The 11415-nt window shown below is 70.2% G+C and carries 10 protein-coding genes; 7 read left to right on the top strand and 3 right to left on the bottom strand.

The features are described 5' to 3' along the window. Positions 1-56 precede the first annotated feature (56 nt). The 5 genes from JFB92_RS13000 (at position 57) to JFB92_RS13020 (ending at position 4962) form a co-directional block, all read left to right on the top strand. Positions 57-2435, top strand: coding sequence for an HAD-IC family P-type ATPase (locus tag JFB92_RS13000; RefSeq protein WP_199039156.1), 2379 nt, complete (start codon positions 57-59; stop codon positions 2433-2435). 75 nt (positions 2436-2510) lie between these two features. Next, positions 2511-2762 (top strand): type II toxin-antitoxin system Phd/YefM family antitoxin, encoded by a 252-nt coding sequence (locus tag JFB92_RS13005; RefSeq protein ID WP_199039158.1) that lies wholly within the window; start codon positions 2511-2513, stop codon positions 2760-2762. After that, positions 2759-3070, top strand: coding sequence for a Txe/YoeB family addiction module toxin (locus tag JFB92_RS13010; RefSeq protein ID WP_199039160.1), 312 nt, complete (start codon positions 2759-2761; stop codon positions 3068-3070). Before JFB92_RS13005 ends, JFB92_RS13010 begins: the two co-directional genes overlap by 4 nt. 42 nt (positions 3071-3112) lie before the next feature. Then, on the top strand, positions 3113-4072 hold the full coding sequence (locus JFB92_RS13015; protein ID WP_199039172.1) for an ATP-binding cassette domain-containing protein: 960 nt from the start codon (positions 3113-3115) through the stop codon (positions 4070-4072). A 32-nt stretch (positions 4073-4104) separates the two neighbouring features. Further along, positions 4105-4962: an ABC transporter permease gene (locus JFB92_RS13020; RefSeq protein ID WP_199039175.1), complete on the top strand. Its 858-nt coding sequence runs from the start codon at positions 4105-4107 to the stop codon at positions 4960-4962. A gap of 58 nt (positions 4963-5020) precedes the next feature. On the opposite strand, the gene JFB92_RS13025 is transcribed toward JFB92_RS13020, so the two are convergent. After that, positions 5021-8032: an ATP-binding protein gene (locus JFB92_RS13025; RefSeq protein WP_199039178.1), complete on the bottom strand. Its 3012-nt coding sequence runs from the start codon at positions 8030-8032 to the stop codon at positions 5021-5023. Between the two features lie 241 nt (positions 8033-8273). Between JFB92_RS13025 and JFB92_RS13030 the strand changes: the two genes are divergently transcribed. Then, on the top strand, positions 8274-8738 hold the full coding sequence (locus tag JFB92_RS13030) for a hypothetical protein (RefSeq protein WP_199039181.1): 465 nt from the start codon (positions 8274-8276) through the stop codon (positions 8736-8738). A gap of 54 nt (positions 8739-8792) precedes the next feature. Here JFB92_RS13030 and dapC read toward each other — a convergent pair whose 3' ends face one another. Next, positions 8793-9908 (bottom strand): succinyldiaminopimelate transaminase, encoded by a 1116-nt coding sequence (gene dapC, locus JFB92_RS13035; RefSeq protein WP_199039184.1) that lies wholly within the window; start codon positions 9906-9908, stop codon positions 8793-8795. 2 nt (positions 9909-9910) lie between these two features. Beyond that, entirely contained in the window at positions 9911-10231 is a 321-nt protein-coding gene (gene fdxA / locus JFB92_RS13040) for a ferredoxin (RefSeq protein WP_199039186.1), read from the bottom strand. Positions 10232-10328: 97 nt separating this feature from the next. Here fdxA and JFB92_RS13045 point away from each other — a divergent pair, with 97 nt between their 5' ends. Further along, a complete protein-coding gene (locus JFB92_RS13045) occupies positions 10329-11273 on the top strand; it encodes a GNAT family N-acetyltransferase (protein WP_199039188.1) in 945 nt (314 codons plus the stop codon). Positions 11274-11415 lie beyond the last annotated feature (142 nt).

Raw genomic sequence — 11415 nt, forward strand, 5'->3', positions numbered from 1 at the left:
CGGAATCGGCCCCGCGGCGGACGTGGGAGCGGCCGCGATCGAATAGGCTTTGCGACGTGACGACTCCCATGCTCGCCGAGAACCGCGGCCTGTCGGCCGCCGAGGTCGCCAAGCGCGTCGAGTCCGGCGCGGTCAACCAGACCAAGCGGCACACCAGCCGCCCGCTGTCGGCGATCCTGCGCGCCAACCTGATCACGCCCATCAACGGGCTGATCGGCGTCCTGGGCGTCATCGCGCTGATCTTCGGCGGCTGGAAGCAGACGCTGTTCGCCGGGGTGATCCTGGCGAACATCGCGATCGGCACGATCCAGGAGCTGCGCGCCAAGCGCACCCTCGACCGGCTGTCGCTGCTGAACCGGTCTCCGGCGAGAGTCCTGCGCGAGGGCGAGATCAAGGTGGTCGACCCGACCGAGATCGTGCGCGACGACCTGGTGGCGCTCGAACCGGGCGACCGGATCGTGGTCGACGGGCCGGTGGTGGAGTCGCGGAACCTGGAGATCGACGAGTCCCTGCTGACCGGCGAGGCCGACCCGGTGGCGAAGGCGCCGGGGGACGAGGTCCAGTCCGGTTCGTTCGTGGTGGCCGGGACCGGGGTGTTCCGGGCCGAGAAGATCGGCGCCGAGTCGTACGCGGCGAAGCTGGTCGAGGAGGCCAGCCGGTTCAAACGCACCGACTCGCAGCTCCAGACGGCGATCAACCGCTTCATCAAGCTCATCTCGTGGCTGATCCTGCCGGTGGCGATCCTCCTGATCGTCAGCCAGATGATCGACCAGGAGGCGTTCACCGACACGATCGTGTCCACCGTGGCCGGGATCGTGCCGATGATCCCCGAGGGCCTGGTGCTGCTGACGTCGGTGGCGTTCGCGGTCGGGATCATCCGGCTCGGGCAGCGCAAGTGCCTGGTGCAGGAGCTGCCGGCGATCGAGGGGCTGGCGAGGGCGGACGTGCTGTGCCTGGACAAGACCGGGACCCTCACCGAGGGCGGCATGGACGTCCAGGACATCCGGCCGGTGGACGGCCAGGACTCTCAGGCGGTCGTCGACGCCCTGGCCGCGCTGCGGGCCGCCGACGACAGCCCCAACCCGACCATGCAGGCGGTCGCCGAGCACTTGGCCGAGCACGACCACGGCGACCCGTCGTGGCGGGTCATCGAGGCGATGCCGTTCTCCTCGGCGCGAAAGTGGAGCGGAGTCCGGTTCACCGACAACGGCACCTGGCTGCTGGGCGCGCCCGACGTGCTGCTGGGCGGCGACGACCCGGTGGCGCTGGAGGCCGACGTGCTCGCGGCCCAGGGCCTGCGGGTGCTGGCGCTGGTGACCGCCGAATCGGCCTCCACGACCGGCGGGGCCTCGGGCATCGAGCCGAAGGCCCTGGTGGTGCTGCGCCAGCGGCTGCGACCCACCGCCGCCAAGACCCTTGAGTACTTCAAGGAGCAGGGCGTGGCGATCAAGATCATCTCCGGCGACTCCCCGGCCGCGGTCGGCGCGGTGGCGGCGCAGCTGGGCGTCGACGGCGCCGGCGACACGGTCGACGCCCGCAGGCTCCCCGACGACCCCGACCGGCTGGCCGAGGTCATGGAGGAGAACACGATCTTCGGCCGGGTCAAACCGCACCAGAAGCGCGACTTCGTCAAGGCGCTCCAATCGAGGGGCCACACGGTGGCGATGACCGGCGACGGCGTCAACGACGTGCTCGCCCTCAAGGACTCCGACCTCGGCATCGCGATGGGCTCGGGATCGCCCGCGGCCCGGTCGGTCGCCCAGGTGGTGCTGTTGGACGACGAGTTCGCGACGCTGCCGCACGTGGTGGCCGAGGGGCGCCGGGTGCTCGGCAACATCGAGCGGGTCTCGAACCTGTTCCTGACCAAGACCGTCTACGCGATCACGCTGGCGCTCCTGGTCGGCGTCGGCGCGATCGTGTCCTGGGCCCAGGGCGGCGAGCAGCTCCCCTACCCGTTCAATCCCCTCCACCAGAGCCTGCTGAACATGTTCACGATCGGCATTCCGGCGTTCTTCCTGGCGCTCGCCCCCACGTTCGACCGGGCGAAGCCGGGCTTCATAAACCGAGTGCTCAGATTCGCGATCCCGGCGGGCCTGGCGTGCGCGATCCCGACCTTCATCGTCTACCTGCTCTCCCTGAACCACGGCGGCGCCCACATCGACACCCAGACGACGGCCGGCATCACCCTCTTCGCGATCGCACTGACGGCCCTCGCGGTCGTGGCCAAGCCCTACACCCCGTGGAAGTTCGGCCTGGTCGCCGCCTGCGGCGGGGCCTTCTTCGCGGTCCTGGCGATCCCGCCGCTGGCCGAGTTCTACGAACTCAGCCTCCCGGGCGCCTGGAACACCACCGCGGCCCTCATAGCGATCGCCTCCGGCATAGGCGCCCTGTTGTTCTGGCTGGTAATCCGCCCCAAACACCACCGCATGGCCTGATGCCGGAAGTTCCTCGAAGCTGGCGTGTCGAGACGCCGAAGGCTACGCTTCTTCATAGAAGATGAGGAGGTGAGTATGAAGGCAATTACGTTCTCGGAGGCGAAGGCCGAGTACGACAAGACGCTTGACGCCGTGGTCGATGACCAAGAAGAGGTGATCGTCACCCGCGAAGAGGGCAGGTCGGTCGTCATCATGCCGCTCAGCGAATACGAGTCGCTGATGGAAACCGCCTACCTTATGAGCAGCCCGGCGAACGCCCGCAGGCTGCTCGCCTCCATCGAAGAGCTCGAGAACGGCAAAGGAGTCGTTCGGGAGCTCATCGAATGAAGCTCACCTGGTCATCACGGGCTTGGGACGAGTACGTGTACTGGCAGGGCCAGGACCGCAAAATCGTCAAGCGCATCAACCTCCTGATCAAAGACATCGAGCGCAACGGCAGTGCGGGGCTCGGGAAACCCGAACCCCTCAAGCACAGGTTCCAGGGATTCTGGGCGAGGCGAATCGATAAGGAACACCGTCTGGTCTACAAGGTGGAGGAAGACGGCATCTTCATCGCGCAATGCCGCTTCCACTACGAGAAGTTATCGCCACGGCCCCGCTACATCGGATGTAGCGGGGCCGTGGCGGGGTTGTAGCGCCTTCTGGGTGAAGACGGAGATTCACCCAGGAGGCCGATAATGACGAACCAAGACACCGCTGTGCGAGCCGAGGGGCTCGTCAAGCACTTCAAGGACACCAAGGCCGTCGACGGCGTCGACCTGGTCGTTCCCGCCGGGACCGTCTACGGGGTGCTCGGGCCCAACGGGGCCGGGAAGACCACCACCGTGCGGATGCTGGCCACGCTGCTGCGGCCCGACGCCGGAAGCGCGACCGTGTTCGGGCGCGACGTCGTCGCCGACCCGGCGGCCGTCCGGTCCCAGGTCAGCCTGACCGGGCAGTACGCCTCGCTCGACGAGGACCTGACCGGCCTGGAGAACCTGGTGCTGCTGTCGCGCCTGTACGGCTTCGGCAAGGCCGCGGCGCGCTCCCGCGCCGAGGACCTGCTGGAGGCGTTCGGGCTCACCGCGGCGGCCGGGAAGCAGGTCAAGGGCTACTCCGGCGGTATGCGGCGGCGACTGGACATCGCCGCGTCGATCATCATCACGCCCAAGCTGCTGTTCCTCGACGAGCCGACCACCGGCCTCGACCCGCGCAGCCGCGGCCAGGTGTGGGACGTCATCCGCACCATCGTCGCCGAGGGCACCACGGTCCTGCTGACCACGCAGTACCTCGAGGAGGCCGACCAGTTGGCGGGCCGCATCGCGGTCATCGACACCGGCAAGGTCATCGCCGAGGGCACCCCCGGCGAGCTCAAGTCCGCGGTGGGCGCCGGCTCGATCAGGCTGCGCCTGCACCACGCCGATCAGCGCGACCACGCGCGCACCGTCCTGGCCGAGGCGCTCGGCGCCGAGGTCGAGCTCGACGACGACCCGGTGGCGCTGACCGCGACGCTCAAGCCCGGCGAGGACACCGCCTCGCAGGGTTCGCACGCGCTCGGGGAGCTCTCGCGCTCCGGGATCCTGGTCGACGACTTCTCCCTGGGCCAGCCGAGCCTCGACGAGGTCTTCCTCGCCCTCACGGACAAAGTCGACGCTTAAACCCCTCGAAGTCTTAAGGAAAGGAAACCATCATGGCGTTCACCGAGACCAAGACCAAGTCAGATCAAGAGTCGCTCGCGCAGATCGAGAAGGAACGGCTGCGGGGCCTGCTCGCCGCGGGCGAGCGTCCGCAGGCGCCGAGCCCGCTGGCGGCGGCGCGGGCCTTCGGCTGGCGGGCGATGCTGAAGATCAAGCACGTGCCCGAGCAACTGTTCGACATCGTGCTGTTCCCGATCATGATGCTGCTGATGTTCACCTACCTGTTCGGCGGGGCGATCGCCGGCGGCACCGGCGACTACCTGCAATTCCTGTTGCCAGGCATCATGGTCATGAGCATCGTGATGACCACCATGTACACCGGCATGGGCGTGAACATCGACATCCAGAAGGGAGTGTCGGACCGGTTCAAGACGCTCCCGATCTGGCGGGCCGCTCCGATGGTCGGCTACCTGCTGGCGGACGCGTTCCGGTACGCCGCCGCCGGGGCGATAATGTTCGGCACCGGCATGGTGATGGGCTACCGGCCCTCCGGCGGCCCCGACGGCGTGCTGCTGGGCGTGGTCCTGCTGCTGGTGTTCTGCTTCGCCTTCTCGTGGATCTGGACCTGGATCGGCCTGATCGCCCGCTCCGAGAAGACGGTCATGTCGATCTCGATGTCGATCCTGTTCCCGCTGACGTTCCTGTCGAACGTGATGGTCGACCCGTCCACCATGCCGGGCTGGCTCCAGCCGGTCGTGAACAACACGCCGATCACGCAGTTGGTCGACGGCGTGCGCGGCCTGTTCGACGGCGCGGTCGACTCCGGCGCGGTGGTCACCACGCTGCTCTGGTCGGCCGGATTCATCGCGGTGTTCGGGTTCCTGACGATCAGGGCCTACAACCGCAAGTGAGCCACCACAGAGAACACCCGGAGGAGCCGGGCGGGGCGACCCGCCCGGCTTCGTCGTGTCAGAGGCGCCAGTCGGGGTGATCGCCGGCCGGGCGGTAGGCGCAGCTCGAACCGGTGGCGACCGCCTCGCGCAGGTGCGCGGCGAGCGACGGGTGGACCGTCTCGATCTTCTTGAGGGTGTTGCGGATCCGGTTGGTGACGCTCTTCCGGGCGCGTTCGGCGTTGTCGCCGAACCGCCGGGACCGGCCTCCGAGCCCGGTGGCGGCCCTGAGTTGGTCGATGAGCGCGGCCCGTTCGGCGTCCAGGCGGGCGGCCCGGTCGTGGTCGCCCAGGGTCGTGGCGCTGTCGATCTGCTCGTCGAGCGCCTCCAGGTGCTCGCGGTAGCGGGCCTTGGCCTCGGCGTCGAGGACGTCGTCGCCGCCGAGGCGGGCGTCGGTCTCGACCTCGGCTCCGGCCTCGGGGTCGAGCAGTCGGGCGGCAGCGATCTCGGCGCCGGGCCGGTTCAGCAGGAAGCCGAGGTCGGCCAGGCCCTTGGTGTGGGGCAGGTGGACGGTCCGGCCGTCGAACCGGAGGGTCCAGGTCGCGCCGTCGCGGCGGAAGACGGCCTCGCCCGCCCCACCGGTCTCGTCCGAGGCGTCCTGGAGCATCGACTTCCGAAGCTCCCTGGCTGCGGCGCGGGCCTTCTCGGCCCACGGCCTGGCCTCGAGCCGGTCGGCCTGCTCGGCCGCGGCGGCGAAGTGCTCGGCGGCGGCCTCGGGCTCGGCGGTCGCTGCGGCGATAGCGCCGAGCCAGTAGCTGACCGGGCCGTGGATGGAGCAGCCCCACAGCGCCTGGAGCCATTCTCCCTCGTGCCCGGCGAGCCGCCGTCGCACCCGCTCGAGGAGTTCGGCGTCCTCGTCGGCGATGCCGAGCTCGGTCTCGAACCGCAGCCGCAGCGAGACCCAGGTGTCGTAGGGGTCGGACTCGGTCTCGATGCGGTCGTGGGCGCGGCGGGCCTCGGTCAGGTCGCCGCGGCGCAGCGCGGTCAGGCCCGAGAGCAGGTCCGAATGCCACCAGCCGTAGGCCGACCGCCAGGTCTCGGGGATCGCCTCGGGCACGTCCCCGCGGGCGTAGGCGAGCTCCCAGCGCATGTGGTCGATCATCTCGCGGTGCGCCTGGTCCTCCTTGACGAGGCTCTCGACGGCCTCGAGGCGCTCGGCGGCACGGTCGAAGCGGCCCTGGAGGATGTCGATGATGCTGCGGTCGATCTGGGTGGCTCCGTGCCACATTTCGAGGCTGCTGTTCTGCGCCAGGGCGCAGAAGGTCTCGAGCTGGCCGCGGTAGGCCGGGTCGCCCTGTTCGAGCAGGGCCACCCACAGCAGCGACTCGGCGAACAGGCGCGTCTCGGCGTCTCCGGTGCGGCGGGTGACCTCGATGAGCTCCTCGACCAGTTCCTGGCGCTCGGCGGCCGTCCCGGGCCCCCACAGGATCGAGTGGGTGGCCCACAGCCCGAAGGAGACGTCGTCGTCCGAGCCGCTCGCGCGGGCGGCCAGCAGGAAGTTGTGGAGCAGCTGCCTGGTGAGGTCGTCGTGTTCCAGGCCCGGGTCCGGTGCCCGCCCGGTGAGCGATTCGAACGCCTCGGTCTTCAGGCGCACCAGATCGGAAATGCGCTCGTCTTGCGGGGAGGCCATGATCGCGCGGATCAGCAGCAGCGTGTCGTCGGAGTCGACGGCCTCGACCAGCGCCTGGTCGTACAGGGTCCGGGCCTCTTCGTGGCGCCGCTGCCACTTGATGACCCCGGCCAGCTCCAGCTTGAGCAGTACCCGCCGGCGCACCATCTCGGGACTGCACCGCTCGACCGCGCGCCTGTAGTGGAGTTCGGCGGCGGGCCCGGAGAAGCAGCTGTTGATCTCGTCCCCGGCGCGGGCGATGAGCTCCACGGCGGTCTCGGGGGCGATCGAGTCCCCGGCGAGCCAGGCGTGGTTGGCCATCTCGGTGGTCAGCATGAGCTTCTGTAGCGATTCGTCCTCGACCAGGGCGCGCACGATGCAGCCGTGGTGCCCCGCGGCCTCGGTGTCGGTCATCGAGCGGTAGAGCGACTCGCGGACCAGGTCGTGGACGAAGACGTACCGGTCGCGTTCGCGCCGGACCAGGCGGGTCTGGCAGGCGGCGTCGAGGGCCCCTTCGATCTCGTGGACGTCCAACCCGGCGGCCTGAGCCATGACGGCGGCGTGGAATTCGCGGCCTCCGACCGAGGCGAGGGTGAGCATGCGCCGCATCCGCTCGTCGAGCTGGTCGAGCCGCCGCTGGAGGGCGTCGCGCATGCCCGCGGTGCTGACGTCGACCGCTTGGCCGGTGGCCCACAGTTGCGCGGTCTGCTCGACGAAGAACGGGTTGCCGCCGGTGCGGCGGGTGATCTCGGCGACCGTCTCGGCGTCGGGGGCCGAGCCGACGGTGGCGCGGATGAGCTCGGCGACCCCGGTCTCGTCGAGCCCGTCGAGGCTGACCATCGTGGCCTTGGCGACCAGCGGCAGCATGCGGGCCCGCAGGCGGTGGCCCGGGTCGATCTCGGAGTCGCGGTAGGTGCCGACGAACAGGACTCGCTCGAACCAGGTGTGCTGGGAGGCGAACTTGAGCAATTCGAGACTCCCGGGGTCGGCGAAGTGGAGGTCGTCGAGGACGACCAGGATCGGCCGGTGGTGGGAGGCGGCGATGAGCACCTGCGTGACGGCGTCGAACAGTTCGAACTCGCCGGGCTTGACCCCGTCGGCGCCGCCGAGGAACGCGGCCACGGCCGGCCCGTCGGTGGGGAGCGCGTCCCATTCGGCGTCGGTGAGCTGGCCGCGCAGGGACCGGAGCACCTGCGTCCACAGCCAGTACTCGGGGACGGCCTCGGATTCCCAGGAGGTGGCGAACAGGACCGTCACCTCGTCGCGCCCCGCGGCGGCGACGCGGGTGACCAGGGCGGTCTTGCCGATGCCGGCCTCGCCGGTGACCAGCGCCAGGCCGCCGTGGCTGGAGGCGGTCCGCTCCACGGCCGCCCGCAGAACGGAGGCCGGGTGGTCCCGGCCGATAAGGAGCGAGTCAGTCACCCGTCAAGTGTGGCCCGAGGGACCGACAGGCGCCAGTGGAAACTTCACCATGAACACATACGGTCGCGATAGGACTACTAGTAGTTTTCTCGGATTCCCCACATACCGCTCCGAACGTGCATATAGTCCAGTCGGTGTAGGGACCTTGGCACAGGTGAGCAGCCGAGGCGCCCACCGGGGCGCTCGACGCATACGTGGCTTTCGCGGTGCAGGTCCGGAGAACACACACGGGGGAACGCAAATGCAGAAATCCACACCGAACCGACCCGCATCGAGACTGTGGCGGCGCCTGGCCGCCGCCGCACTGGCCGTCCCTGTGGCGGTCGCCTTCGCCGCGTCGGGCGCGAGCGCGGTCGAATCCGAGCCCGAGGCCGCCGAGGATTCGGAACAGCTACCGTTGCCGATTCCGGACCCCGGTCTGCCGGTGCCCGGGGATCCCGGCGACGATCCCGCGAGCGACCTCATCGGACAGCTCGGCGAGTGCGTGGCCGCGCTGGTCGAGACCGTGGTAGGCGCGGTCTCCGGAGCCGGCGGCGATGTGCCGCTGTCCGGCGAGGACGCCGAGCAACTGCCGCCGCTGCCTGGCGGCGACGGGGCGGCCGACGGGCTCCAACCGTGCCTGGAGCTCCTGACCGCACTCGGCCTGCCGCTCGACCTGCCGGTCGATCTGCCAGTGCCGCTTGAGGACCCGGCCGTCAAGGATTGAGCGCAGTGTAGGACACGGGCCCGTGGCATCCGGCCACGGGCCCGGTTTCATGTCCTATTTCAAGCGCTCGGCGGCCTCGGCCACCGCAGTGTCGGCGGCGGTCAGCGCCACTCGCACGTGCTCGGCCCCGCGGGGGCCGTAGAACTCGCCGGGGGCGACCAGGATGCCGCGCTCGGCGAGGCGTTGCACCGTCTCCCAGCAGTCCTCACCGCGGCTGGCCCACAGGTAGAGCCCGGCCTGGGAGTCGTCGATGCGGAAACCGGCGCCCTCGAGCGCCCCCCGCAGCGTCTCCCGGCGCGATTCGTAGCGCAGCCGCTGCTCGATCGCGTGGTCCTCGTCGTGGAGGGCCGCGATCGTGGCCCGCTGGACCGGCCAGGGCACCATGAACCCGGCGTGGCGGCGGATCTCCAGCAGGTCGGCGATGATCGCCGGGTCTCCGGCCAGGAACGCCGAGCGGTATCCGGCCAGGCTGGAGCGCTTGGACAGCGAGTGCGCGGCCAGCAGGCCGGTCAGGTCGCCGTCGTTGACGCGCGGGTCGAGGATCGACACCGGCGGGTGGTCGCGGTCCCAGCCGAGCGTCAGATAGCACTCGTCGCTGGCCAGGACGATCCCGCTCTCGCGGGCCCACCGGACCAGGCCGCGCAGGTACTCGACCGAGGCGACGGCCCCGGTGGGATTGGCCGGGTAGTTGATCCAGGACATCCGCAGGCGCGAGCCCGCGGCGTCGCGCGGATCGGCCACCGGCACCGGATCGGCCTTGGCCAGCAGCGCGCCGATCTCATAGGTGGGATAGGCGATCTCGGGGAACGAGACCGACTCCCCGGCGCTGAGGCCCAACTGGGCCGGCAGGTTCGCCACCAGCTCCTTGCTGCCGACGGTCGGCAGGACCGCCACGTCGGTCGCGACGCCGGTGTGGCGGTGGAGCCAGGAGGCGATGGCCTCGCGCAGCTCGGCCGGTCCGGCCACCGTCGGGTACCCCGGCCGGTCGGCCGCCTCGCACAGCGCTCGCCTTATCGACGGAGCCACCTCGTCGACCGGGCCCCCGACCGACAGGTCGACGATCCCGGCCGGATGCGCGGCGGCCCGCTCCTTGTACGGGGCCAGGCGGTCCCAGGGGAACTTCGGCAGCCGCCTCGCCGGAGAGGCGCTGCGGAGGCGGCGGTTCGACACCCTTACTCTCCGCGCGCGGGCTGGCCTGCCACGAACGGGTCGTCCCGCTCGATCTTGCCGACCTTGGAGGCGCCGCCGGGGCTGCCGAGATCGTCGAAGAAGTCGTAGTTGGCCTTGGTGTAGCCCTCCCACTCCTCGGGCACGTCGTCTTCGTAGAAGATCGCCTCGACCGGGCACACCGGCTCGCACGCCCCGCAGTCGACGCACTCGTCCGGGTGGATGTAGAGCATCCGGTTGCCTTCGTAGATGCAGTCGACGGGGCACTCTTCGATGCACGCCTTGTCGAGCAGATCCACGCACGGCTCGGCGATGATGTAAGTCACGAGTCGTCCTTCCTACAGCGCGCAATCGGGCGGACTGCGCTGCGATGAGCCTAAAGCCTATTGGTAGTAGTACACCCGGAGCGGAGAGGTGCGCCAGATGCTGGGACCAGAACATGTCGGGCGGCGGGTTGCGGTCCGCTTCCGTCTGACCGACGCCGTGTCCAGTCCCCGGTTCAGCGACGTCACCGGTGAGCTTATCGAGATCGACACCGAGCGCCTGCGGGTGCTTCCTGAAGCGGGGACCGCGATCACCGTCGCCATTGCCGATGTCGTCGCCACCCGTCCCATCCCGCCGAAGCCGACGCGGTTCTCCGAGATCCTCGAGCTCGAGCGGCTGCTCGCGGCCAGTTGGCCGGCCGTGGAGACCGAGGACTTCGGCGGTTGGCTTCTACGCTACTCCGAAGGGTTCTCAAGGCGCGCGAACTCGGTGCTGGCCCTGACCGAGCCGGACGCGGGCCTGGAGGCGGCCGTCGAGCACGCCGTGGACTGGTACCGCGAGCGGCGGGCGCGGCCGCTGATCTCCATCCCCGGACGGATGGGCCGGCGGCTCGACGAGGCGCTGGCCGCGGCGGGCTGGACCGCCGAGGGGGAGACGGCGGTGCTCACCAGGCCGATCGAGCCGTTCGACTACGACGGCGAGGCGCTCATCCGGCACGAGCCGGTGCCCGAGATGCTCGAGCAGCTCGGCCGGGGCCATCCCGCGGTCGCGGCGGCGGTGCTCGGGTCCGGACCCGACCGGGGCTTCGCCGAGATCTGGCGCGAGGGGGCCCTGGCCGCGCGCGGCCGGGCCGCGATCGAGGGCGACCTCGCCGCCGTCTCGGGCATCGGCACGCTGCCGGAGCACCGGCGGCTCGGTCTGGGCGGCGAGATTCTGCGGGCGCTGACGGCGTGGGCGGCCGCGGCAGGCGCGCGCCGGGTGGCGCTCCAGGTCGAGACCGACAACGAGGCGGCCCTGGCCCTCTACGGCGGCCAGGGCTTCCGCGAGCGGTACCGGTACTTCTACCGGGGGCAGGGGGGTGCCTTGGGGTGCCGACCGGGCTGAGATCCGGTCGGCACCCCAAGACACCCTCTAAGGCGCGTGCCGGGTTGGCCTTCTTCTCGAAGGCGATCCTGGTGGCCTTGAGTTCGCGGCCGTAGTGGTCGACGCCGAGGGCCATGACGATCAGGTAGCCGATGAACGCCGA

Origin of the sequence: Glycomyces salinus (assembly GCF_016428645.1) — a bacterium.
In the GTDB taxonomy this organism is placed as follows: domain Bacteria; phylum Actinomycetota; class Actinomycetes; order Mycobacteriales; family Micromonosporaceae; genus Glycomyces; species Glycomyces salinus.

Excerpts from the sequence above, each read along its gene's own strand:
- JFB92_RS13010 (WP_199039160.1), top strand. The coding sequence starts at position 2,759 with ATGAAGCTCACCTGGTCATCACGGGCTTGGGACGAGTACGTGTACTGG.
- JFB92_RS13045 (WP_199039188.1), top strand. The coding sequence starts at position 10,329 with ATGCTGGGACCAGAACATGTCGGGCGGCGGGTTGCGGTCCGCTTCCGT.
- JFB92_RS13005 (WP_199039158.1), top strand. The coding sequence starts at position 2,511 with ATGAAGGCAATTACGTTCTCGGAGGCGAAGGCCGAGTACGACAAGACG.
- JFB92_RS13015 (WP_199039172.1), top strand. The coding sequence starts at position 3,113 with ATGACGAACCAAGACACCGCTGTGCGAGCCGAGGGGCTCGTCAAGCAC.
- JFB92_RS13020 (WP_199039175.1), top strand. The coding sequence starts at position 4,105 with ATGGCGTTCACCGAGACCAAGACCAAGTCAGATCAAGAGTCGCTCGCG.
- JFB92_RS13030 (WP_199039181.1), top strand. The coding sequence starts at position 8,274 with ATGCAGAAATCCACACCGAACCGACCCGCATCGAGACTGTGGCGGCGC.